This is a genomic window from Alkalibaculum bacchi (assembly GCF_937875145.1).
Classification (GTDB): Bacteria; Bacillota; Clostridia; order Eubacteriales; family Alkalibacteraceae; genus Alkalibaculum; species Alkalibaculum bacchi_A.
Genome location: NZ_CALNCS010000256.1, coordinates 1 through 23,885 on the forward strand (window position 1 = coordinate 1; position 23,885 = coordinate 23,885).

23 protein-coding genes and 1 riboswitch are annotated in these 23,885 nt (G+C 35.7%); of the genes, 10 read left to right on the plus strand and 13 right to left on the minus strand.

Features of this window, described 5'->3' with window-relative positions; genetic code table 11:
* The first annotated feature begins 59 nt into the window (after positions 1 to 59).
* The 3 genes from Q7P22_RS14470 (at position 60) to Q7P22_RS14480 (ending at position 2,301) form a co-directional block, all read left to right on the plus strand.
* The gene (locus Q7P22_RS14470) at positions 60 to 758 is read left to right on the plus strand and encodes a substrate-binding domain-containing protein (RefSeq protein ID WP_303865092.1); all 699 of its coding nucleotides are present in this window, start codon (positions 60 to 62) and stop codon (positions 756 to 758) included.
* A 164-nt stretch (positions 759 to 922) separates the two neighbouring features.
* Positions 923 to 1,612: an ABC transporter permease gene (locus tag Q7P22_RS14475; protein WP_303865093.1), complete on the plus strand. Its 690-nt coding sequence runs from the start codon at positions 923 to 925 to the stop codon at positions 1,610 to 1,612.
* Entirely contained in the window at positions 1,612 to 2,301 is a 690-nt protein-coding gene (locus tag Q7P22_RS14480) for an ABC transporter ATP-binding protein (RefSeq protein WP_303865094.1), read from the plus strand. Before Q7P22_RS14475 ends, Q7P22_RS14480 begins: the two co-directional genes overlap by 1 nt.
* Positions 2,302 to 2,538: 237 nt before the next feature.
* Here the strand turns inward: Q7P22_RS14480 and yyaC are convergent, their stop codons facing one another.
* The gene (gene yyaC, locus Q7P22_RS14485) at positions 2,539 to 3,093 is read right to left on the minus strand and encodes a spore protease YyaC (protein ID WP_303865095.1); all 555 of its coding nucleotides are present in this window, start codon (positions 3,091 to 3,093) and stop codon (positions 2,539 to 2,541) included.
* 442 nt (positions 3,094 to 3,535) lie between these two features.
* Positions 3,536 to 3,635, plus strand: a riboswitch (SAM riboswitch).
* Positions 3,636 to 3,898: 263 nt separating this feature from the next.
* Between yyaC and metK the strand changes: the two genes are divergently transcribed.
* Entirely contained in the window at positions 3,899 to 5,077 is a 1,179-nt protein-coding gene (gene metK / locus Q7P22_RS14490) for a methionine adenosyltransferase (RefSeq protein ID WP_303865096.1), read from the plus strand.
* Between the two features lie 360 nt (positions 5,078 to 5,437).
* Here the strand turns inward: metK and fabZ are convergent, their stop codons facing one another.
* From fabZ to accB, 10 genes are all read right to left on the minus strand, one after another.
* A complete protein-coding gene (fabZ, locus tag Q7P22_RS14495) occupies positions 5,438 to 5,875 on the minus strand; it encodes a 3-hydroxyacyl-ACP dehydratase FabZ (RefSeq protein WP_303865097.1) in 438 nt (145 codons plus the stop codon).
* Positions 5,875 to 7,125, minus strand: coding sequence for a beta-ketoacyl-ACP synthase II (gene fabF / locus Q7P22_RS14500; protein WP_303865098.1), 1,251 nt, complete (start codon positions 7,123 to 7,125; stop codon positions 5,875 to 5,877). The genes fabZ and fabF overlap by 1 nt, the downstream gene beginning before the upstream one ends.
* Positions 7,126 to 7,136: 11 nt before the next feature.
* Positions 7,137 to 7,877, minus strand: coding sequence for a 3-oxoacyl-[acyl-carrier-protein] reductase (fabG, locus tag Q7P22_RS14505; protein ID WP_303865099.1), 741 nt, complete (start codon positions 7,875 to 7,877; stop codon positions 7,137 to 7,139).
* 1 nt (position 7,878) lies between these two features.
* Entirely contained in the window at positions 7,879 to 8,814 is a 936-nt protein-coding gene (gene fabD / locus Q7P22_RS14510; RefSeq protein WP_303865100.1) for an ACP S-malonyltransferase, read from the minus strand.
* 12 nt (positions 8,815 to 8,826) lie between these two features.
* Positions 8,827 to 9,057 carry an acyl carrier protein gene (gene acpP, locus Q7P22_RS14515; RefSeq protein WP_303865101.1) on the minus strand — a complete coding sequence of 77 codons (231 nt, stop codon included), beginning with the start codon at positions 9,055 to 9,057 and terminating at the stop codon, positions 8,827 to 8,829.
* 71 nt (positions 9,058 to 9,128) lie between these two features.
* Positions 9,129 to 10,097, minus strand: coding sequence for a beta-ketoacyl-ACP synthase III (locus tag Q7P22_RS14520; protein WP_369695548.1), 969 nt, complete (start codon positions 10,095 to 10,097; stop codon positions 9,129 to 9,131).
* 18 nt (positions 10,098 to 10,115) lie between these two features.
* The gene (locus tag Q7P22_RS14525) at positions 10,116 to 10,925 is read right to left on the minus strand and encodes an acetyl-CoA carboxylase carboxyltransferase subunit alpha (RefSeq protein ID WP_303865102.1); all 810 of its coding nucleotides are present in this window, start codon (positions 10,923 to 10,925) and stop codon (positions 10,116 to 10,118) included.
* Between the two features lie 4 nt (positions 10,926 to 10,929).
* Positions 10,930 to 11,766, minus strand: coding sequence for an acetyl-CoA carboxylase, carboxyltransferase subunit beta (accD, locus tag Q7P22_RS14530; protein ID WP_303865103.1), 837 nt, complete (start codon positions 11,764 to 11,766; stop codon positions 10,930 to 10,932).
* 10 nt (positions 11,767 to 11,776) lie between these two features.
* Positions 11,777 to 13,123, minus strand: a complete 1,347-nt coding sequence (gene accC, locus Q7P22_RS14535; RefSeq protein WP_303865104.1) for an acetyl-CoA carboxylase biotin carboxylase subunit — start codon at positions 13,121 to 13,123, stop codon at positions 11,777 to 11,779.
* Positions 13,123 to 13,581: an acetyl-CoA carboxylase biotin carboxyl carrier protein gene (accB, locus tag Q7P22_RS14540; RefSeq protein ID WP_303865105.1), complete on the minus strand. Its 459-nt coding sequence runs from the start codon at positions 13,579 to 13,581 to the stop codon at positions 13,123 to 13,125. Before accB ends, accC begins: the two co-directional genes overlap by 1 nt.
* A gap of 146 nt (positions 13,582 to 13,727) precedes the next feature.
* Here accB and fabV point away from each other — a divergent pair, with 146 nt between their 5' ends.
* From fabV to Q7P22_RS14560, 4 genes are all read left to right on the plus strand, one after another.
* Positions 13,728 to 14,921, plus strand: a complete 1,194-nt coding sequence (gene fabV / locus Q7P22_RS14545) for an enoyl-ACP reductase FabV (protein ID WP_303865106.1) — start codon at positions 13,728 to 13,730, stop codon at positions 14,919 to 14,921.
* A gap of 247 nt (positions 14,922 to 15,168) precedes the next feature.
* Entirely contained in the window at positions 15,169 to 15,546 is a 378-nt protein-coding gene (locus tag Q7P22_RS14550) for a hypothetical protein (RefSeq protein WP_303865107.1), read from the plus strand.
* Between the two features lie 243 nt (positions 15,547 to 15,789).
* Positions 15,790 to 17,901, plus strand: a complete 2,112-nt coding sequence (locus Q7P22_RS14555; protein WP_303865108.1) for a polymorphic toxin-type HINT domain-containing protein — start codon at positions 15,790 to 15,792, stop codon at positions 17,899 to 17,901.
* 25 nt (positions 17,902 to 17,926) lie between these two features.
* Positions 17,927 to 18,271: a hypothetical protein gene (locus Q7P22_RS14560; protein WP_303865109.1), complete on the plus strand. Its 345-nt coding sequence runs from the start codon at positions 17,927 to 17,929 to the stop codon at positions 18,269 to 18,271.
* A gap of 1,218 nt (positions 18,272 to 19,489) precedes the next feature.
* Here Q7P22_RS14560 and Q7P22_RS14565 read toward each other — a convergent pair.
* Positions 19,490 to 20,152, minus strand: a complete 663-nt coding sequence (locus tag Q7P22_RS14565; RefSeq protein ID WP_303865110.1) for a hypothetical protein — start codon at positions 20,150 to 20,152, stop codon at positions 19,490 to 19,492.
* Between the two features lie 384 nt (positions 20,153 to 20,536).
* On the opposite strand from Q7P22_RS14565, the gene Q7P22_RS14570 reads away from it, so the two are divergent.
* Positions 20,537 to 22,756 carry an ATP-dependent RecD-like DNA helicase gene (locus Q7P22_RS14570; RefSeq protein ID WP_303865111.1) on the plus strand — a complete coding sequence of 740 codons (2,220 nt, stop codon included), beginning with the start codon at positions 20,537 to 20,539 and terminating at the stop codon, positions 22,754 to 22,756.
* Positions 22,743 to 23,486: a ComF family protein gene (locus Q7P22_RS14575; protein ID WP_303865112.1), complete on the plus strand. Its 744-nt coding sequence runs from the start codon at positions 22,743 to 22,745 to the stop codon at positions 23,484 to 23,486. The genes Q7P22_RS14570 and Q7P22_RS14575 overlap by 14 nt, the downstream gene beginning before the upstream one ends.
* Before the next feature lie 254 nt (positions 23,487 to 23,740).
* Here the strand turns inward: Q7P22_RS14575 and Q7P22_RS14580 are convergent, their stop codons facing one another.
* Entirely contained in the window at positions 23,741 to 23,833 is a 93-nt protein-coding gene (locus Q7P22_RS14580; protein WP_303865114.1) for a hypothetical protein, read from the minus strand.
* Between the last annotated feature and the right edge of the window lie 52 nt (positions 23,834 to 23,885).

A 23,885-nucleotide genomic window follows, 5' to 3' on the forward strand; every position in this document is an offset into this window, starting at 1 on the left:
AAAGCGGGATGGGGACAGTGAATCGGTAAATGATGTGTTCGTATAATGATTCAGGATTAATGGACTATTTAACACCAATGTTTGAAAAAGAGACTGGATACACTCTTGACGTAGTTTCTCAAGGAACAGGACAAGCTCTTCAAACAGGTAGAGACGGCAATGCGGATATCTTATTGATTCATGCTAAAGCAGACGAAGAGAAGTTTGTAGAAGAAGGCTATGGATTAGAAAGAGTTGAAATCATGTACAATTACTTTGTAATTGTTGGACCTAGTGATAATCCAGCTAAAATTGTTAAAGGAGATACTGCAGCAGATGCCTTTAAGAAAATTGCAGACACAAAGTCTACATTTGTTTCTAGAGGAGATGAGTCTGGTACTCATAAAAAAGAATTAAAAATCTGGGGAGCTAATTCTATAACACCAGAGGGAGATTGGTACATGTCGGCAGGAAAGGGCATGGGAGATGTTCTTCAAATGGCTAGTGAAGAAGGTGCATATACGATAACAGATAAAGCTACTTATCTTTCTATGAAAGATAAACTTGAGCTTGATATTATCGTAGGCGAATCAGATGATTTAATGAACCAATATACAGTAATTGAAGTAAATCCTGATAAATTAGAAGGTATCAATAAAGAAGGCGCAGATGCTTATTTAGAGTGGATTACCTCAAAGGAAGTCTTAGCTAAAATTGGTGAATTTGGTAAAGAAGAATACGGTGAAGCATTATTCTCTATAAATTATCAAGGGAAATAAATAATGTCATAATAAGTCAAGAAACAGAGTAATAAGGAGCTTTTATAATAATCCAAGTCGGCGTAAGCGCCAGCTTATGAATCTTGATTTGTTATGGTGAAAAAAGGTCGCTGCCCACAGCGACCTTTTGTATAATAAGAGAGCATCTTAGATAGGGAGGAACGATGAATCAGATACTGACGAGTTTAATCGAAGCATTAAAATTAATTACATCTTTAGACAGAGAAGTATACATGATTATTCTTCTGTCTTTAATCGTGTCCATCTCTAGCACGACCATTGCAGCTCTTGGTGCCATTCCAACAGGGGTTTTTATTGGAAGCAAGGAGTTTAGAGGGAAGAAGATCCTTGTGCGATTGATTAATACTTTTATGGGCATTCCGCCAGTGGTTGCCGGTCTAGTGGTCTACATGATTTTATCGAGAAAAGGCCCCTTAGGATTTCTTGATATCTTATTTACACCTGCTGCTATGATTATTGCACAAGTTTTAATCATCTTTCCTATTGTCACGGGACTTATTATTTCAGCTGTAAAATCAAAAGTAAAGATCATTTGGGAGACTGGAAAAGGCATTGGTTTAGGGGATGGAAAAATATTAAGATTGCTATTTCACGAGTGCAGATATCCGATTATTTCAGCCATTATAGCTGGCTATGGGAGGGCTATTTCCGAAGTAGGTGCAATTACTCTTGTAGGAGGAAATATTCAATTTAGAACTAGAGTAATGACTACAGCTATTGTCCTTGAGACTGGAAAGGGAAATTTTGATATTGCTCTCGCTTTAGGTATCATATTATTAAGTATTTCTTTTGTTATAAACTATATTGCCCATCGCATTCAGGAGAATCGCTAATGAAAGTAAAGATAGAAAGTATAAGAAAAATCTATAATGAAAAAGAAGTTGTACACGTGGACCATTACCAGTTTAGTGAAGGAAAAATCTATGCGATTATAGGCGGAAATGGAGCAGGAAAGACAACTTTACTGCGAATGATTGCAGGAGTTGAACAACCGACTAAAGGAACCATTTACTACAATGGACAACCTCATATCGATCATGAGAAGGTCTCTTATATGCCTCAACAAATCTATTTGTTTGATACGACAGTCTTAAAAAATGTATCTTTAGGAATAGATAAAGGAAAACAAAGTTCTCAGAGAATACAGGAAGCTTTAGAGTATGTAGGTATGAATGAATTTTCAAATAAAAATGCATTACAACTATCTGGTGGAGAATCGCAAAGAGTGGCTATCGCAAGATTATTAGTAAGAAAGAGGGAGTTAATTCTCATGGACGAGCCATCTTCATCTACAGATATTACAGGAAATAAGCTTCTTGCAGATTATATGAGAAGAGTGAATAAACTTGAGCGTAGCACCATTATATTTGTCACTCATAATCCTGCACTAGCTAGCAAAGTAGCAGATGAATGCGTATTTATGGCGAGTGGTAAAATAGTAGAAGCAGGAACATCAAAAGATGTTATATATTCACCTAAAACGCCAGAACTAAAAACCTTTATAGAAAACTGGAGAATATAGAAGAAAGTGCCTTTTTGGCACCTTCTTCTATATCAGCGTTTAGTATTTTGCCACCGTGGGTGGCTTAAAGATTTGCTGGGAATGTATTATGGACTATATATGGACTATATAAGTATACTTTGCAACTGCTGAATGTAGCTAAAATACTGGTCGCTAGTCGCTGGCGACTGAATGCTAAAGTATGGAGAAACCTCTCAAGTTTCCAGATTTCTAACGGGTCGACTTTTCTGCACTACATTAATTTCTTGCATACAAAGCGCTATGTGTCGCTTTATACAGGCAATCCGTCATAACATCTGCCATTTCCATAATAAAACTCAATCGGACTTGATGAATATTGGAGTTGTTAAATTTATCCATAGTGTCTACAACTCCTATCAAAGAGTAGTCTCCAATAGGTGGTAGCTTTTTTCCTACACCTTTTCCAGGATATATAGGACCTTCTCTAAATTGAATAGTGCCTACAGATTTTTTGTTTCCAAGAGAAGCATCGACTGCAATGATACTATGATCAGGGTAATTTGCCTTTAGCAATTCAAGTTTTTCTTCTAAATTCATAGCATGAATAGGTTCGTTTATAGTGCCAAATACAGGATATCTAATGTCTAAATTTTTTAAATTGTATCCTACTAATGGTCCTAAACTATCGCCAATACATCGATCTGTTCCTATACATACGACCACAAAAGGAGAATTACATATTCTTTTTAATGGGATGCTGAGCAAAGTGCTCGCATTGACATCTTTTATATGGAACTTGAGCGATTCAAAAATATCTCGATTAATCCCCAACATCATATCACCTCTATATTATGTATATAGGAGAAGCTAGGCTAAAATTACAAAAATATATCTCTATTTTATAATGAAAAGCAAAAATAATTTGTTGATATTCGTTTAAGTAAAGAAAATATTGGAACTTTTATATACTAGGAAGGTATTTGCTTTTAAAAGAGTTCTTATTCCTATATAGATAATTAAAAGTAACGGTCATTGCTGGTGATCTAAACGGCTTTACTTAGAGCGTAGAACGAATGCGCATAGGCACTAATCAATAAGCTATTAGATTATAATGCCTAAAGGATTAGTATCTACGGTTTTTATTTATTTATACACTCCTTTTAATAAATCAAAATATCTCTAGGCATATATTTAGGATACACAAGCCTAACATTCTTATCCTTGACTTTAAAAGATACCTATGGTAACATTTTAATAAATTGAATAGTAGTTTACCTTATCCAGAGTGGTGGAGGGAATAGGCCCTGAGAAACCCGGCAACCAGCATAAATGCATTGGTGCTAATACCTACAGAATATACTGAATGATGAGGGGTTTATTTTTAAAAGCCTCGTCATTTGACGAGGCTTTTCGTTGTGTATTAGGAAAGTTCTACTCTTAAATGTAACGACTATATAAGCCATCTTTATATGTAGTTACATTTTAACATGTGAGACTTGACCCTAGCACTGACAGCTGATTGCTATAGTTTTTTGTACTTTAGTAGAAAAGTTCTACTCTATTTTTAAAACAATTTTTGAACAACAGCTATACTACCGTTTAACTATCGTTCAACTAAAAATATGGAGGGATATAGATGACAAAAAAATTATTTACTTCGGAATCTGTTACAGAGGGACATCCAGATAAAATCTGTGATCAAATATCAGATGCAGTATTAGATGCAATATTAAAGCAAGATCCTGCTGCTAGAGTGGCTTGTGAGACAGCGATAACAACAGGAATGGTTCTTGTAATGGGAGAAATCACTACCAATTGTTACGTGGACATTCCAAAGGTAGTAAGAGAAACCATCAAAGAGATTGGCTATACAAGAGCAAAATATGGATTTGATTCTGAGACTTGTGCCGTCATAACTTCAATTGATGAGCAATCTCCGGATATAGCACAAGGTGTTAATACAGCTTTGGAGGCTAGAAGTGGTGAAATAGAGACAGATGTAAGTACGGGAGCAGGAGACCAAGGAATGATGTTTGGTTTTGCTTGCAATGAAACGCCAGAACTTATGCCGCTACCAATATCATTAGCTCATAGATTGGCTAAAAAATTATCTGAAGTGAGAAAAAATAAAACCTTAGAATATCTACGACCTGATGGAAAAACTCAAGTTACAGTAGAATACGAAGACGAAAAACCAGTGAGAGTAGATACTGTAGTTATATCTACACAACATGGTCCAGAAGTAGAATTAGAGACGATAAGAGAAGATTTGATTAAAAATGTAATCGAGCCTGTAATAGATAAAAATCTTTTAGATGAGAAGACAAAGATCTATATTAATCCTACAGGAAGATTTGTAGTAGGAGGACCTCAAGGAGACTCTGGCTTAACAGGTAGAAAGATTATCGTAGACACCTATGGTGGAACTGGCCGTCATGGCGGGGGGGCCTTTTCAGGCAAAGATCCTACAAAAGTAGACCGTTCTGCTGCCTATGCAGCAAGGTATGTAGCAAAGAACATTGTAGCAGCTGGACTTGCTGAAAAATGTGAAGTAGAGCTAGCCTACGCAATTGGCGTTGCAAAACCAGTATCCGTCTATGTAGATACATTTGGGACAGGCAAAATCAGTGAGGAGAAGATTTCAGAATTAATCAACGCAAACTTCGATTTAAGACCGGCAGCAATTATCAGAGATTTAGACCTTAGAAAGCCAATCTATAGAAAAACAGCAGCTTATGGTCACTTCGGAAGAACAGATCAAAATTTTCCATGGGAAAGAATGGACAAGATTGAAGTATTAAAATCAGCCCTGTAAAATTGGTTGGATGGTAAAAATCTATCTGCGATTAGCCATCAGGGTTTTGAGTATTCCCTTTGGGTCAAAAAACTTGCCTTAAACGCTAAAGAACCTGCGAAACGAGCCATACACCTGCCCCATCATCTTTGGGTTTGAAAGGAATATCCCAAGACCTACAACTTAAAACATAGAATTTAAAATAAAAACAGCTAGACCTAAAATCTAGCTGTTTTACTGTTACAAAAGTTTTTCTTCTGCAATTTTATTATCTTATAATTTGAATTATCACAAAAATTAAAATCTACTATCAGAAGTGGGTAATGCTACCTCTGGTAGCCAAAGGACTCAAAAGGAATACCATATACTGATGCCTGATTGTTAGAGCGCCGAAGGCGCAATCGCAAAGGTTAGTTCTGCTGTTGCAGCGATTTCGTCTCCTACATAGGCTGTGGCTGATCCTACGCCTACGCTACCTCTGCTTTTGATGATTTCAGTTTTTAAGGTAAGAGTATCTCCAGGGATGACTTTTCTCTTAAATTTGGCGTTTTTAATGCCGCCAAAATAAGCAATTTTACCCTTGTTTTCTTCTAGGCTAAGAAGAGCTACAGCACCTACTTGTGCGAGGGCTTCAATGATGAGTACACCTGGCATAACGTGTTCTTGAGGGAAATGTCCCTGAAAGAAGGGTTCGTTAGCCGTAACATTTTTTAATCCTGTAGCATTTACTCCAGGCTCTAGTTCAAGAATCTGATCTACTAAGAGCATGGGAAAACGGTGAGGGATAATCTCTTGTATTTGATTGCTGTTTAGTAACATTATAAACCTCCAGTGTTATGGTTGTACTTCTTAAACACTATGGTCGCATTATGTCCACCAAAGCCTAATGAGTTAGATAGAACCACATTTACTTTTGCTTTTCTAGATTCGTTTGGAACATAGTCTAAATCGCATTCCGGATCAGGGGTTTTGTAGCCTATAGTTGGTGGTAAGATATCATCTTGTATTGCTTTGATACATGCGATGGCTTCTACGCTTCCTGAGGCTCCTAACAAATGACCGATCATGGATTTTGTAGAGCTTACTGGTGGAGTGATACCGTCATCACCAAATAAGGCTTTAATAGCCAATGATTCATTTAAATCATTGTAATAAGTACTTGTGCCATGAGCGTTAATATAGGATACATCTGATGTATTTAGATGAGCATCTTTTAAGGCGTTTTTCATAGAGCGCATAGCTCCTTCGCCTTCTGGAGCAGGGGAGGTAATATGGTGAGCATCACAAGTGAGACCATAGCCAATTAATTCAGCATATATTGTTGCCCCTCTCTTTTGAGCATTCTCTAAAGATTCTAATATGAGTATTCCTGCTCCTTCACCCATGACGAAACCTTCACGGTCTTTATCAAAGGGAATAGAAGCTCTCTTACAATCAGTTGCTCTACTTAAAGCTTTCATTGCCATAAAACCAGAAATCCCTAATTCATTAATAGATGCTTCTGTACCACCTGCAATAGCAATATCTATCTCACCGTATTGAATTTTTCTAAAGGCTTCTCCTATAGCATTAGTAGCAGATGCACAGGCTGTAACCACATTTAAACATGGACCTTTTGCTTCTAAGGCAATAGCTACATTACCTGCTGCCATATTAGAAATCATCATGGGAACAAAATAAGGAGAGACTCGATCTACACCCTTGTCAAACATTTTTTTGGTCTGATCTTGTATCGTGTCAATTCCACCAATACCACTACTTACAAAGACGCCAATGCGTTCCCTGTCAATTTCATAATCTCCTAGTTTGGCATCATTATAGGCTTCATGAGCAGCGTATAAGGCAAACTGACTGTATTTATCTAATCTCTTTAATTCTCTCTTATGGATATATTTTTCTGAATTAAATTCTTTCACTTCTCCAGCGCATTTTACTTCAAATGCATCCGTGTTAAAATGAGTAATTTCATTGATTCCACATTTACCGGCAACGATATTATCCCAAAACTCAGATATGCTACTGCCTAATGGATTAATGGTACCCATTCCTGTTATAACTACTCTATTCATAGTAATTCCTCCTACATGGCCATTCCGCCGTCTACATTGATGACCTGTCCTGTTATGTAGCCAGATTCATCAGAGGCTAGGAAACCCACTAAATTTGCGATATCTTCTGCAGTACCAAATGAATTCATAGGAATATTTGATTTGATTGCAGATTTTTGTTCGTCGCTTAATTGATCTGTCATATCTGACACGATAAAACCTGGAGCTATTGCATTGACAGTAATGTTTCTTGTTGCTAATTCTTTGGCTACGGATTTTGTAAGACCGATAATGCCTGCTTTTGAAGCTGCGTAATTAGCCTGTCCTGTATTGCCAACTAAACCTATAACAGAGGCGATACTAATGATTCTACCTTTCTTTTTCTTTAACATATGCCTAGAAGCGTGTTTTGTACAATTAAAAGCACCTTTTAAGTTTGTATTGATCACATGGTCAAAATCTTCTTCACTCATTTTTAAAAGTAGATTATCTCTAGTGATGCCTGCATTATTGATTAAAATATCGATGCTTCCATATGTTTTTACTGTAGTGTCCACAATATTTTTTGCATCCTCAAAATTGCTTACATCCCCTTGAATAACCAATCCTTCTTTGCCCTCCGCTTTTAATTCTGTTATGAGTTCTTCAGCTGGTGCAGCATTAGAATTGTAGTTGATGACAATATTACAGCCTAAGCTGCTGAGTTTTTTTGCAATGGCTCTGCCAATTCCTCTCGAGCCACCTGTAATTAGGGCGGTCTTACCTGTTAACATATTATTGACCTCCTATTGTTTTTATAGTATTTTCAAGAGACTTTATGTCTTCTACATTCAGGGCTTTTACACTTTTATCAATTCGCTTAAGAAATCCGCATAAAGTCTTTCCAGGTCCAATTTCTACAAAATGAGTAACTCCTTGAGAAATCATGTATTGAATACTTTGTTCCCATTTTACAGGAGAGATTACTTGCTTTACGAGGGTTTCTTTTAATAAAGAAAGTTGATTATAGGGCAGGGCGGTAACATTAGATACTATAGATGTGTTCCATGGTTGAAAAGAAATATCAATCATATGAGATTCTAATTTTTGAGCGGCATCTTGCAGTAAAGATGTGTGGAAAGGACCACTGACATTTAATGGAATAGCCCGCTTTGCACCTTTATCTTTTGCTAAACTCATAGCGTATTGTACAGCTAAAGTCTCTCCGCCAATGACGATTTGACCATTGTAATTGTAATTAGCAGGTTGAACTACGCCTTTTGAAGAGGCCGCATCACAAACTTCTTCTACCACGCTATTATCAAGACCCATAATAGCAGCCATAGCACCTTGACCAGTGGGTACAGCTTCTTCCATAAAAGTACCTCTATTGTATACAAGGGGAACTGCTGCACCAATATCTAATACACCACTGGCAACTAGAGCCGAGTATTCACCAAGGCTTAGACCGGCGCAAAAGGCTGCTTTAATATTTTCTTTTTCTAAAACTTTTAGAGCTGCAATACTTGCCGTAAGAATGGCTGGTTGGGTATATTTTGTCTCATTAATTACGTTTTTAGAATCTTCAAAACAAACTTCCTTTATACTAAAGGGAAGTGAAGCATCGGCCATTTCAAAAATTGCCTTTGCTTCACTGAAGTTGTCATATAATTCTTTTCCCATGCCTTTGTATTGAGCCCCTTGTCCTGGAAACAAAAAAGCTATACTCATACAAATAACCTCTTATTCTTGTTTGCTTTCGATGTAATTGATGATATCTTGTACAGTTGTTAATTGTGCTGTATCTTCTTCTGGTATTTTGACATCAAATTCATCTTCAAAAGCCATGATTACTTCTACAACAGCAAGAGAATCTGCTCCTAAATCATCTTGAAGATGAGAATTCATATTAATTTGATCTAATTCTACGCCTAATTCTTCTGCTAATATTTCCATTACTTTTTCTTTAACCATTATAAAAACCTCCAAAATTTTTTAATTTATTATAAATCATGCCATATTTTTTTAAGCATTACAAGCTTTACTCAATATTCATACAATATAGAACCCCAGGTTAAGCCACCGCCAAAGCCAACCAAGATGATTTTGTCGCCAGATTTTAGATTCTTTGTCTCATATAAATCATCTAAGGCTATACCAATACTGGCGGCAGAAGTATTTCCGTAGTGTTCTACATTCATATAGAATTTATCCAACGGTATTTTCATGACTCGTGAAACTTTAGCGATAATTCTTTGATTTGCTTGATGGGGGACGATGTGTGCAATATCATCTATATTCAGATTGCATTTCTTCAATACAAAGTCGATCGAATCTTTAATTGCAAAGGTTGCAAACTTAAAGATTTCAGAACCATTCATAGTCAAATACCGAGAAATCTCTTTTTTCTCTGCCCCAAAAGGATTTTCTAAGGGGACAGCTGGCAGATTAAGGTGGAGGAGTTTGTCACCAGATGAATTGGTGTAATCCGATAAGATTTTATCTTCTTCTCCATCTAAAATTACCGCTCCTGCACCATCTCCAAAGAGTACACAAGTACCTCTGTCTTCCCAATCTAATACTTTTGAGAATGTCTCAGCACCTACTATCAAGGCTCTTTTATGAGAGTGTGAAGAGATAAATTTATCCGCTATTTGTATTCCATATATCAGACCAGTACAGGCGGCGTTAATATCAAAGGATGTTACCTGCATATGGTCAATTCCCAGCTTGCTCTGTAGTAAGCAAGCTGTTGAGGGCATAAAATGATCCGGCGTGACAGTTGCCACGATGATGAGATCAATGGTATCAATGTCAATATTGTTTTTTTCAATTGCATTTAAAGCTGCTTTATATGTTAAATCCAAAGTACTTTCACTTTGAGAAATGCGCCTTTTTCTAATGCCAGTTCTTGTGTAGATCCAATCATCGCTTGTATCGATGATCTTTTCTAAATCGAGATTTGAAACGGCAAGTTGGGGAGCATATTTTCCTGTAGCAATAATTTTGCTCAAAATTTCCTCCTTCTAAGCCTAAACACCTATATTTCTAAATTTGTTGTATCTCTTCTTTAAAAGAGCTTTTATAGGAGTAGCTTTAAGAGCTTTTAGGGACTGTATTAAACTCGCTTGTAAATTGTACATAATTCGTTCTGCATTTTTATCGATATCTGCTTCTTCTGGAATAATTTTATCAATAATGCCAAGTTCTAATAAATCATAAGAAGTTAGCTTCATGAGTTCAGCGGCAGTTTTTGCCTTTGAACTATCCTTCCAAAGGATCGAAGCAAAGCCTTCAGGAGATAATATAGAAAAAATGGAATACTCCATCATCCATATTTCATCTGCAATTGCTAATGCAAGGGCTCCACCACTTCCACCTTCACCAATAAAGACAGAAATTATGGGCGTTTGTAAATTGGATAATTCAAATAAATTTGAGGCAATAGCATGGCCTTGACCTCTCTCTTCAGCACCAATACCACAAGCTGCACCAGGAGTGTCTACAAGACAGATAATAGGACGATGGAATTTTTCAGCCTGTTTCATAAGTCTCAAAGCTTTTCGATATCCTTCTGGATGAGTCATGCCAAAATTTCTTTCGATATTTTCTTCTGTATTTCTGCCCTTTTGTTGACCTATAATTGTGACGGGCATATCATCTAAGAGCGCAATTCCACCTATAATAGATTTGTCATCTCCATAACCTCGGTCTCCATGGAACTCTATAAAGTTTGAAAACACTTTGTTAATATAGTCAAGAGCATTAGGCCTATGTACGCTCCTAGACTTTAAAACGTGTTCCCATATTTCATCAATGGATCGAGTATTTGATTCTTTCATTTCATCACCTCTCATGGATATCGAGAATGTTATATAACATTTCTTTCATCTTTATTCTAGGCACAACGGAATCAACAAATCCATGATTTTGTAGAAATTCTGCACTTTGAAATCCTTCGGGGAGTTCGTGTCCAGTGGTCTGTTTAATCACTCGAGGTCCGGCGAACCCAATTAAGGCGCCTGGTTCTGCTAAGATAATATCTCCTAGCATAGCGAAGCTAGCTGTTACTCCACCTGTAGTAGGATGAGTTAAGACGCTAATGTATAAAAGTCCAAGATCATGATGTCTTTTTAGGGCGCTGCTGACTTTCGCCATTTGCATAAGAGAATACATTCCTTCTTGCATTCTTGCCCCACCAGAAGTTGAAAAAATAATCAAGGGTAGTTTAGCCTTTATAGATCGTTCTACTGCTTGAGTGATCTTTTCACCGACGACTGCGCCCATGCTGCCCATAAAGAAATAACTGTCCATGACGGCAATGACGCATTTTTTGCCTTTAATTTCACCATAGCCTGTTACTACAGCTTCTTTTAAATTGGTATTCTTGGCCACATGAGATAATTTTTCACTGTACTTTGGAAATTTTAAAATATTTTTAGATCTCATAGATCGATTAAATTCCCTAAAAGTATGTCGATCGATGGTAAAATCTATTCTTTGTATGGCGCTTAATCTAAAATAAAAACCGCACTTAGGGCAAATATAATTGCTATTATTCAAATCTTCATGGTAAATTAAGCTAGAGCAACTCTCACATTTCACATAAAGATAATCAGGTATATTTTTTTGCTCTAAAGTAGTAGGTTTGAATTTTTTGTTTTTATTTAAAAAAGTAAACATAGTATCAACTCTATCTTAAAAGTTTATCTAAAAATTTAGTGGTGATGTTTCCGTCAATAAAATCTTTATGTTCTATAATTTTTTTGAGTAGGGGTATATTGGTCTTTACTCCTGCTACAATCACTTCATCCAAGGCTACTTTCATTTTATCAATGGCTTCTTGTCGATCGTCTCCCCATGTGATGAGCTTACAAATCATAGAATCATAGTATAAGGGAATAAAATAATTTTGATAGATATGAGAATCTACACGCACTCCCTTGCCTCCTGGAAGATGCAATTCTTTAATAAGACCTGCACTAGGAGTAAAATTAAAATCAGGGTCTTCTGCATTAATTCTACATTCTATAGCATGTCCTTTAATCACAATATCTTCCTGATCAAATGGAAGAGGAGCTCCCTCTGCAATCTTGATTTGTTGTTTTATTAAGTCTACACCAGTAACCATTTCAGTTATAGGATGTTCTACTTGGATTCTAGTATTCATCTCCATAAAATAAAAATTAGAATCTTCGTCTAATAAGAACTCAATAGTGCCAGCATTGACATAGTTAATCGCTTTCGCAGCGCGAATAGCTGTTTCACCCATTTGAAGCCTTAGTTCATTGTCAATACAAGAAGCAGGTGCCTCTTCAACAACCTTTTGATTGTTTCGTTGAATGGAACATTCCCTATCATTTAGATGAATAACATTGCCATATGAGTCTGCTAGTATTTGAAACTCAATATGCCTAGATGCTTTAATATATTTTTCAATATAAATAGAGGCATCTCCAAAGGCATTTTCTGCCTCAGCTTTGGCTTGAAGCAGAAACTTTTCCATATCTTGCTGGGTCTCAATAATCCTCATACCTTTTCCGCCGCCACCTAAAGAAGCCTTTACGATGACAGGAAAGCCAATGGACGCGGCAATATCATTTGCCTCCTCTAAAGAGTGAATAACTCCATTGGAACCAGGAATAACGGGAACTTCATTACTTTGCATAATCTCTCTAGCTGTAGATTTGTTTCCAGCCATTCGTATGGCCTCAGACGATGGACCGATAAACTGGATGCTGCACTCCTCACACATCTTAGCAAACTTGCTGTTTTCGGATAAAAAGCCATAACCAGGATGGATTGCATCAACAGCTAATGCTACAGCAGCACTCATGATTCGTTCCATATTTAAATAACTTTCTTGGACAGGGCCTGGTCCTACGCAAATAGAGTAATCTGCTAATGCCACATGTAAGCTCTCTTTATCTGCAGTAGAATAGATACTAATGGTCTCAATGCCTAATTCCTTGCAAGCCCGAATAACTCGAACGGCAATCTCTCCTCTATTGGCAATAAGCACTCGACGTATTTTTGCCATTACTCCTCGTCTCCTATGATAAAGAGTTCTTGATCGTATTCAATTACTTCTAAATTAGAGGGGAGAATTTTCTTGATTATTCCATTAGTAGGGCTTTTAATCTCATTGAAAATCTTCATCGCTTCAATAATACAGAGCACATCGCCCTCTTGAACCTTTTGACCAACAGATACAAAAGGCGCTACTTCAGGATCAGAAGATTCATAATAAATTCCAACTAAGGGGGATTTGACCACTGTGTCATTTTCGTTTGCAGATTCCGGCTCTACTTTTTCAAGTATAGGCTCTACCACATCTTGTTTTACTACATTAGGTATAGGAACACTATTTTCAGTATATACTAGGGATGAAGAATTTTTCGAAATGTATAATTTAAAGTCATCATCTTTAATCTTCAATTCTGTGATGCCTGTTGTATCAACTTTATCAATAAGCTTTATAATGTCTTCTACATTCAAATTTTAGTCCTCCTACATTTATACAATCTTGTATAATCGCATTAAATCCTTTGACAATCAAAGTATATTTGAAATATAATACAAATATCTGTTGTTGTCAACAAATAATTAGTTACAAAAAACGACGTTTGGAGGCAAAGTGAAATATGATTATTAAGCCAGCGATTAAGAATAATATATGCGTTCGCGTTCATCCTATTGGATGCAAAGAAAATGTAAAAAGACAAATAGATTATGTTAAAGAAAAGGGAAGCTTTAAGGGCCCTAAAAATGTTTTGATCATAGGTGGATCTTCAGGATACGGTTTGGCTAGCAGGGTGACTTTAGGTTTTGGATGTCATGCCAATACCATAAATGTATCTTTTGAGATAGAACCCAAAAAAAACAAAACGGGCACTGCAGGTTGGTGGAATAATATATTTTTTCAAAAGTTCGCTAAAGAAGAAGGCTTACAATACAAAGATTTTATTGGCGATGCTTTTTCCTTTGAAATGAAGGAGCAAGTAATAGACTACATTAAAAAAGAATACGGAAAAATTGACCTACTTGTTTACTCACTAGCATCTAATAGAAGAACAGATCCACTTACAGGAGAAACTTATATATCTAGTTTAAAAAGTATAGGCAAAACAGTTGATGGCTATAGTATTGACATTAACAAAGAGTGCCTAAAATATGAAAAGATGGAAGAAGCCACAGCAGAGGAAATTCAAAATACCATTAAGGTCATGGGCGGAGAAGACTGGAATCTTTGGATAGATGCTCTAATGAAAGAAGACTTACTTGAAGAAGGTTTTAAAACCGTATCCTACACCTATTTAGGATCTCCTGCTACTTATGATATTTACCATGAGGGAACTATTGGCAAGGCAAAAGATCATTTAGAAGAAACGGCAAGAGCATTAAACACTACTCTTAAAGAAAAGTATGATGGTCAGGCTTCTATATCCGCTAGTAAGGCTATTGTTACAAAAGCTAGTATATACATTCCAATTTTTCCAGTCTATGGTGCCATTCTTTATAAGCTCATGAAAGAAGCAGGCACTCACGAGGGAGAGATCGAACAAAAGTATAGATTATTTAAAGACATGATCTACGGAGAAGATCCTATTATTGATGAGGTAGGAAGATACAGACCAGATCATCTAGAGCAAGACGAAGTTCTTCAAGAAAAGGTCAAGGAAATATTAAATAAAATAGATAATGATAATTTACATGAAGTATCTGATATAAAAGGATTTATTGATGATTTTATGAAAATAAATGGATTTAATTTTGACACTGTAGATTATGAAGAAGATGTGGATATGGAAACATTAAATGAGATAGAATTATATTAAAGAAAAATAATGAATGTAGAGTGGGGAGACCTGCTCTTTTTTTTATGCAGAAATTGTGAAATATGAGAATTGTAGATATTTTATGTAAAGCTTATATATTTAGAATCAAGCTATAAATTAATGCTATTGTAATCATTTTTTAATAGATTAAGAAATGATTACAACTAATTTAATGAAATATAATCCTTATGACTCTTATATAAAAAATGTAAAATTTTATTGACGTATAATATAAAATATTGTATTATTGGAAAAAATTACTTTTATTAAGTGGAAGGAGTATGAGCAAAGAAAAATATTAGGAAAAGAGGAAGCGGTAGAAGCTATAATAGGTATGATAAGAGATTCAAGGACAATAGGGCATAGAGGTACTCTCTTGTATGCATTACAACCTTTTGATTGTTCACAGTATATCGAGTTATTGATAGAGTGCGTGTGTAAAGGCAATTTTGAAGTAAGGAAAAATTCTTTCGAATTGTTAGCAAATTCAATTAAATCCGATATATCTATTCAGACCCAGTTAAAATTAATTCAATATGTGCATAACGAATTAGATGAATTAAAGGATAAAATCGAACTCACTTATGAAGTTCTTGAATTGCTTATAAATATTGACGACAAATAAGATAATATGAATTTTATTTATGAGGAATATAATGTAAATAAGAATGAGTTATAGCCAATATTGAATATGGATGGAATGTTTGAGACGAGGTTTTAATATGAGGCCTCGTCTTTTAAGCACTTCAATACAGATGTAATTGTGAGAACTTCAAGGGAAAATAAGACTATTCTGATTAAAGATATCATAAAAAGCTCCTCATAAAATGGGATGAAGACCAGATATCACTATAACTTATCAGACCAATTGACTAAAATTAAAGATAGTAAAGGAAATGAGACGGAATTTACCTTTGACATTAACGATGAAATGACCTCTATGAAGGAGTGGATAGGCGGGCAGCTCTATCAAACCAATTATTCTTATGACAAAGATGACAGACAAACTAGTGTAAAGATAGAAGGAAATACTGAAAAGCAAATCGAGTATTTTTACGATGGATTAGGAAGATTACAAGGTCGTACTGTTCATCTACAATCTAAAGCTTTTGACACAACCTATACCTATAAAGATGGACAAACAGGCCAAACTACTTCTCAACTACAAGAAGTAGACAACAATGGAGCAAAGATTAGCTATCAGTACGACGTAAATGGAAACATTACCTCCATTGCAGATAATGGCAAGAGTATTAGCTATGAGTACGATGAACTTAATCAGTTGACGAGAGAAAACAATCAAGTATTAAATAAGACTATTATCTACGCGTATGACCTAGGAGGAAACATTACCACCAAAGCAGAATACGCCTATACTACAGGAACTCTAGGAACGCCACAAAAGACAATACCGTACAGCTACGAAGATGCTACTTGGAAAGATAAGCTCACATCCTATGACGGCAAAGTCATCACCTATGATGGTATAGGAAATCTTTTAAGCTATGACGGCAATCATTATGCATGGGAAGAAGGCAGAAATCTGACCATGATTGTAGGAGATCAAATTAATGCTACCTACAAGTATAATGATGAAGGAATCCGTACAGAAAAAACGGTAGATGGAGTAACTACCACTTATCATCTAGTAGGAGATAAGGTGAGTTACGAAACCAATGGAACAGACACCATCTACTATAGCTATGATGCAAATAATTCTCTTGTAGCTATGAAGCTCAATGATGATTACTATTATTACATCCGAAATGGTCAGGGAGATATTACTGGCATTCTAGATAGTAATGGTACGCAAGTGGTTACCTATACTTATGATACTTGGGGAAAATTAACTTCGATTACAGGAAGTTTAGCAAGTACAGTAGGTGAGAAGAATCCGTATAGGTATAGAGGATATAGATATGATGCTGAGACAAGACTTTACTACCTACAGAGTAGATATTACAATCCTGAGTGGGGCAGGTTTATTAATGCAGATGTGATTCTAGGTGAAGAAGGAGAGCTTTTATCTCATAACATGTTTGCCTATTGCCAAAACAATCCTGTTATTCATAAAGATGATTCTGGGTATTGGTTAGATACAGCTTTAGATGCAGCAAGTTTAGCTTATAGCATAGCTAAATTTATAAAAAGACCGACACAAGCCAATGCAAAGGCAATTGCTATAGATGTTGCATTACTGTTAATTCCTGGAGTTTCTTCTATGGGCATTAAAGCTATATCGAAACTTTCTATTGTAAAGAAACTGACAGGGAAAATTAGGTATATGAGTAAAGCAAGAACCGCTAAAAACATAAAAAGAGCGATAGCAGGCGGAATTTGTTTTACAGGAGATACCATTGTCAAGGTAGAAAATGGCGACAAACAAATCAAAGACATAAAAGTCGGTGACCAAGTATATTCTAAAGACCCTAAAACAGGAGAAAAGGGATTAAAGAAAGTTAAGACCGTATACGTAAATGAAACAGATAAACTTGTACATATATTTGTAGACGGACAGGAAATCAAAGCGACAGAAGAGCATCCATTTTGGGTGATTGATAAAGGCTGGTTGGGAGCTAAAAATCTACAAGTAGGAGATAAGGTATTACTTAATTCAGAAGAAGAAGCAGTAATAAAAAGCATCTTTATTGAACAGTTGAATAAAACAATTAAGGTGTATAACTTTGAAGTAGAAAATTGGCATACGTATTATGTTTCGGATAGTGGTGTGTTGGTGCATAATACATGTCGAATTAAAAACATTACGAAGCAAGAAAGCGTAGTATGGAAAAGTTTTAATAACTATAAAAATGGGATAAAGACTACTGGGAAAGGAAGTGGAAAAAAATATTATGATTGGGATCATACACATAATGACATTGAAGTTTACGATAATAAGGGTAGACATTTAGGTTCGATGAACCCGATAACGCGCAAGATGTATAAACCAGCTGTAAAGGGTAGAAAAATAAAACTTTAAAAAGTTTATAGGTGGGAGAGATTGTATGAAATATTGCTGCCAAGATATGGACAGAAATATTAATTGTAAATGTTTAGAGCATGAATTTGAGTGTGATTGCCCAGATTGTATTATAATGTATTTACCTAAATTTGATGAGTATAGTATAATTATACATGATGGAGGATTTTCTGGTGTAGAAATTCAATATTGCCCTTGGTGTGGAAAGAAGCTTCCTTTATCTAAAAGGGATCTATGGTTTGATGTTTTAGAACACTTAGGATTTGAAGAGCCCATGGATGAAGAAATACCAGAAGAATTTAATGATGATTCATGGTATTTATCAGATAAATATAGGGAAATAATTAAATTAGTGAAACATAAATTGTGAGGAATGACTGTTTTCTTATAAAATATTTTATAAACATGGTGACATTCTGGTGTTATTGAAGAAATAATTACAGCTTGACAGTAGAAAATTTTATATAATAAAAAAATCCTCCTTTAATTTAATGGTAGTGATGAATACAAACAAAGGAGGTTCTTTACTAATGAGACTTTACTGTAAAAAATTTGAATGTAAAGTTTTAGCCTACTGCCTTATGGACACTCATGTCCACATTCAACTTGATCCAAAGGGCTGAGACATTTCAAAGTTTATGCACGGCATAAACCTTTGTTACGCTCAGTATTACAATCGTAAATATCAATGTCACGGCCATGTATTCCAAAACAGATTTCAAAGCAAGGTACTTGATGTAGATGAGTATAACTTTATAGTATCAGCATATATTCACAACAATCCTAAGTGCTTACCTGATTATCATGATTGCGTCCATACTTATTATTTTCCCCCATTATTTTATATGGTAATGGGAGATTTATATAAATAGTTAATTCTTGAAATATGTCCCCATTCGTCTCCTTAAAATGAGGTAAGAAATGTAGAGTGGGGGAACCTGCTCTTTTTTTTATGTAATAATTATGAAATATAAAGTGAAACTTTATTCAGTGGGGGTTTTCTTCATCTCCCACTGAATAGTAGTTGAACCAATCGGGCTTTTACAGGCACTTATCTCCCACTTATTTTTCTTGTTTCATCTTAAAATCTTGAAGTGGGAGTCTTAGTGCCTGTTAATGCGGGATAAAAATAGCGGGAGAGTTTATTTAAATAATAAATTCTTGAAACATGTCCCCGTTAACATTTTTTGGTAATTTACTCATAAAAATAGCTCCTTCCTGGTCTAAATCATTATTTAGATTCTTACCAGAAAGGAGCCAGTATTTTCCTAAAGCACAGATTTATTTACACACCCTAAAAGGTATATTTTCACACAGTCTGCCGCCCCTAAATTTTACTAATTTGGTGAGAAGTTTCAGAAGCCAGATACGGCAAACGTAAGTCCAGTTCTGTGAGAGCAAAGAAATAGGACTAATTATCCTGTTTCTAGCTACTCGATAGTTATCTTATAAATTATTTTTCCTTAAGCCATAAGTGAAAACCAAATCCAATTACCATTAATATCATTAAAATTTGAGTCAAAGCTCTTTCTAATACAAACATATTCAAACACTCGCTTTTCACTTTATACTAATTCTGAAAGCTATTTTATAGTGGCGAATGCTTCACCGTTACAGTAAATGGTCCTGGAATTATATCCGTGATTAACGTAATACCAAAAGAACCAGCTGGATCTTGAAAATTAAATATACCTTTTGACCTGGTATTAGAAACAATAGATGAAGAGCATCCTGTTGACCATGCTGGGAGATTGGTTCTTTGAGTAGCATTCGTATCGGTAATCTTTACATAATAATTACCATAATTATAATCCGTATACAAGTTACAAGTTGCGGCCGGAAAAATTCCCCAAATTGTGTATTGATAGTGATCTCGTGCTTTATAAATGATATCGCCAGGATCACGGGTTGGCTGATTAATTTGAGTTGTAGTTGCAGATACTTGTATAAAGCTTCCGTCTTCAAATTCTATTATCTTGCTCTCATTTTTACCAATACTAATTTTTATATTTTCTTTTACCGCTTGAGCTGCTTCAAGGGATGAAAAATATTCATTTGCGAGCTCTGTATTACTCTCTAATGTTTTTTTTAATGCTTTTACTTCTGGCAAATTAGCAGCCTCGTCTTCTTTTCCCTCCTTGACCAGCTGTAATACCTTTTGAGAAGTTGCTTTTAATTCTTCTGTAGAAAAACTAGGATTTGTATTACTTGTTGATTCTGCAAACGCAACTGTAGTTAATGATACAAGCATTAACTACATGACCATAAATAATGAGATTTTTTTCATTGTTATCACCTATCTTTCATATTTTTTTACTCTTGTTCAAAGTTTATAGCTCATATTGACATACAAAACATTTACATATACTACTAAAATCTGTATTTTATTACTTATTGTCTATATTACCATAATCGTTTTCACAAAACAATCAAAAGAGTGTGCCATTATTCGACAAGGAGGCTAGGCATTTGCGGGATGTAGTAAAATCCACTGGGCAATTTTAGAATTTTAGAGTTTTAGGAAGACCCTTAGGGACACTTCTCAAATTATCGTTATCTCCTTATATTATTATTTCTATTGCCAACAGAAATAATATGCTAAAATATAAGATAAGAGAAAAAGCGAGGTATTTGTATGGAGAATATTGTTGGGTATGTAGATCATATCGTCTTTTATAATGAGAATAATCACTATACGGTAATGGATATGGAGTGTAATGGTGATTTAGTTACCGTAATAGGCAATTTCCCTGCGCTAAAGAGGGGAGAATACCTGTCTATTAGTGGACAGTGGACGGAGCACCCTACTTTTGGTACTCAATTTAAGGCGCAAAATTTTGAGATCACTGCGCCTACTACTGCTCAAGGTCTTGAAAGGTATTTGAGCTCAGGTATTATTACTGGCATCGGCGAGAAAAAAGCCAAACTATTAATCGAACACTTTGGCGAAGATGTAGTAGATATTATTCGGAACAATCCTGGGAGGTTGACGGAGATCCCAGGAATAGGTGAAAAGACTGCTGAGACGATATCCGAATCTTTTAACGAAAACAGGGAAGTTATGGAGACTATTGTGTATCTTAGTAACTTTGGCATATCCTCTACCTATGCTATGCGAATCTACAAGGTTTACAAAAACAATTCCATCAATATTATAAAAGAAAACCCTTATCAAATTATATCTGATGTAGTCGGAATGGGTTTTAAAACCGCCGATGCCATTGCTATGAGCGTAGGTATAGAAAGAGATTCTACATTTCGCATTATGGCAGGAGTCAACTATGCCTTAGGGTCTTGCTATAGAGATGGGCATATGTATCTTTCAGAAGATGTGCTCATACAAAAGTCCTCTTCTCTCCTAATGGTAGAAAGAGAGCTAGTAGAGCGCCAAATCGATGAATTAGTTCTTAAAGGAGATATTAAGCTGCAGATAATAGAGGAAGAGCGAGTATATTATTCTATGCCTTTATTTAAGGCAGAAGAAAATGTGGCAAACACCTTAGTGCGATTAAATAATTATGAATACGAACGGGAAAGAATAGATATCGACAATGTCATCTTAAAATTTCAAAAGGAAAATGAAATAGAATTAGATCCTGTACAGGTAGAGGCTATAAAGGCTGCCATACAAAATGGTATTGTCATTATAACAGGTGGTCCAGGGACAGGAAAGACCACCATTATCAATTGTATATTAGATATACTAAAAAGGTTAAACTATGAAGTAGCTCTTGCGGCACCTACAGGAAGGGCAGCAAAAAGAATGGGCGAATCTACAGGTGAAAAAGCTACAACCATACATCGCTTACTAGAGTATGGTTTTTCTTCGGATGAGACGAGTCAAAGCTTTGAGAAAAATGAGGAAAATCCATTAGAATACGATGTAATCATTATTGATGAAGCGTCCATGATCGATACAGTTCTCATGAACAGCTTGTTAAAGGCAGTAAGTGTAGGAACGAGAATCATATTTGTAGGGGACGTCAATCAGTTACCATCTGTTGGTCCTGGAAATGTGCTCAAGGATCTAATCGATAGCAAATTATTAAGAGTAGTGAAACTAACGAAAATCTTTAGACAAGCTCAGGAGAGCATGATTGTTGTCAATGCTCATAGAATTAACAATGGAGAGATGCCCGTTCTAAATGATAAGGAAAAAGATTTTTTCTTCATCGAAGGATATACAGGGGACAAAGTAAAAGCTAAAATCGTAAATTTATGTACGAATCGATTAAAGCAGTACGACTTTATGGAAGACGTCCAAGTCATTGCTCCTGTAAAAAAGGGACCTACTGGTGTATTAGAATTAAATATTGCTTTACAAGAGAGTGTAAACCCTGCAGGCAAGATTAAAAACGAAAAAACCATAGGCTCTGTCACCTTCCGGGAAGGGGACAAGATTATGCAAATAAAAAACAATTATCAAAAAGAGTGGGATTTAATAGTAGGAGGAGAATCTGGAAAAGGCATCTTTAATGGAGATATGGGCATTATTGAAAAGATCTACTTAGAAAACAAAAAACTGGTGGCTATCTTTGATCACGATAAAAGAGTAGTGTACGACTTTGAGGAATTAGACGAAATCATGCACGCTTATGCCATTACTGTTCACAAAAGTCAGGGGAGTGAATTCCCCGTAGTCATCATGCCTATTTTTAAGGGTCCTTCAATTCTATTAAATAGAAATTTGTTTTATACGGCTATAACCAGAGCAAAATCTTTAGTAATCCTAGTAGGGAATATTCAGTATTTACCTGCTATGATTCAAAACACCAATAGCGTAAAGAGAAATACAGGACTCCGCCAAAGGATAGAAAGCAATCCTTTCTTAGAGATAGACCATGTGGATTCATAAGCTGTTAGATCTTATATTTATTCCAAATGGAAGATGTCCTATTTGTTTACGAGTCATTTTCTTTTCGGATGATTTTGTCTGTCATGATTGTGACAGGAAGTTAGAAGTAGTGAGGGGCAACAGATGTAAAAAGTGTGGAAAAGAGATAGAAGAAGAGAAAAACTATTGTAGTGATTGTATTAGCAATCCATATCATTATGAAAAAGGTTATTGCCTATACAATTACGAAGGCTCTATTAGAAAGATCATACACGATATTAAGTTTTCAAACTGTCCAGATTTAGCAGTATATATGGGCAAAAAGCTGGGTTTGTCTTTGCAACATTGTCGGTGGATTCATGAAGTAGATAGGATTATCCCAGTACCCCTTCATAAAAACAGAATGAAAACGAGAGGTTATAATCAAAGTGAGAAAATTTCCTGGGGAATAATGCAATCTTTTGTCGAACGACAAAAACCACCGAATATGATATTAGAACTAGAGTGCCTCGTTCGAGAAAAGGATACTCCTCATCAATTGGAATTAAAAAAAGATGAGCGCTTCTACAATGTAAAGAAGGCATTTGCGGTAATAGATGAGGAAGTAATAAAAGAAAAGGTAGTCCTTTTAATAGACGATGTATATACCACAGGTGCGACCATAGATGCCTGCAGCCAAACCCTTATGAAAAGTGGAGCGAAGAAGGTATATTTTGCAACGCTGGCAAGTGTGAAAAAGATCCTGAGGTAACGGGGAAGGTTGCAAGCTAGAAAAAAGCTGAAAAATTCGTCTTTTGACGAGATAATAAAAGAGGAAAGATTCTTCGGCTAAAGCATCAAGTATGGCAAAGCAGTGGCTAGGGTCAAACAATGTGCCTTCCACACGTAAAAGAGACCCTCAGAGCCATCCCATTCAATCTAAAGGGGTGGCTCTTCGGATCTTACGCCACCATTGGTGGCTAAAATGTCCGCTTTTCACTTTCAGTATTCTGCGCATTTATAAAATTAAAATTCCCCTAATTGCTTTACTTCAGTATCTAAATGTATACCAAACTTTTCATATACTGTCTCTTGCACATGACGGATTAAATTAAAAATATCAGATCGGAAGAGCGTCGTGTAGGGAAAGAGTGTAGATCTCGGTGGTCGC

Excerpts from the sequence above, each read along its gene's own strand:
- Q7P22_RS14470 (WP_303865092.1), top strand. The coding sequence starts at position 60 with ATGGACTATTTAACACCAATGTTTGAAAAAGAGACTGGATACACTCTT.
- Q7P22_RS14475 (WP_303865093.1), top strand. The coding sequence starts at position 923 with ATGAATCAGATACTGACGAGTTTAATCGAAGCATTAAAATTAATTACA.
- Q7P22_RS14480 (WP_303865094.1), top strand. The coding sequence starts at position 1,612 with ATGAAAGTAAAGATAGAAAGTATAAGAAAAATCTATAATGAAAAAGAA.
- metK (WP_303865096.1), top strand. The coding sequence starts at position 3,899 with ATGACAAAAAAATTATTTACTTCGGAATCTGTTACAGAGGGACATCCA.
- fabZ (WP_303865097.1), bottom strand. The coding sequence starts at position 5,875 with ATGTTACTAAACAGCAATCAAATACAAGAGATTATCCCTCACCGTTTT.
- fabF (WP_303865098.1), bottom strand. The coding sequence starts at position 7,125 with ATGAATAGAGTAGTTATAACAGGAATGGGTACCATTAATCCATTAGGC.
- fabG (WP_303865099.1), bottom strand. The coding sequence starts at position 7,877 with ATGTTAACAGGTAAGACCGCCCTAATTACAGGTGGCTCGAGAGGAATT.
- fabD (WP_303865100.1), bottom strand. The coding sequence starts at position 8,814 with ATGAGTATAGCTTTTTTGTTTCCAGGACAAGGGGCTCAATACAAAGGC.
- acpP (WP_303865101.1), bottom strand. The coding sequence starts at position 9,057 with ATGGTTAAAGAAAAAGTAATGGAAATATTAGCAGAAGAATTAGGCGTA.
- Q7P22_RS14525 (WP_303865102.1), bottom strand. The coding sequence starts at position 10,925 with ATGAAAGAATCAAATACTCGATCCATTGATGAAATATGGGAACACGTT.
- accD (WP_303865103.1), bottom strand. The coding sequence starts at position 11,766 with ATGTTTACTTTTTTAAATAAAAACAAAAAATTCAAACCTACTACTTTA.
- accC (WP_303865104.1), bottom strand. The coding sequence starts at position 13,123 with ATGGCAAAAATACGTCGAGTGCTTATTGCCAATAGAGGAGAGATTGCC.
- fabV (WP_303865106.1), top strand. The coding sequence starts at position 13,728 with ATGATTATTAAGCCAGCGATTAAGAATAATATATGCGTTCGCGTTCAT.
- Q7P22_RS14560 (WP_303865109.1), top strand. The coding sequence starts at position 17,927 with ATGAAATATTGCTGCCAAGATATGGACAGAAATATTAATTGTAAATGT.
- Q7P22_RS14565 (WP_303865110.1), bottom strand. The coding sequence starts at position 20,152 with ATGCTTGTATCATTAACTACAGTTGCGTTTGCAGAATCAACAAGTAAT.
- Q7P22_RS14570 (WP_303865111.1), top strand. The coding sequence starts at position 20,537 with ATGGAGAATATTGTTGGGTATGTAGATCATATCGTCTTTTATAATGAG.
- Q7P22_RS14575 (WP_303865112.1), top strand. The coding sequence starts at position 22,743 with ATGTGGATTCATAAGCTGTTAGATCTTATATTTATTCCAAATGGAAGA.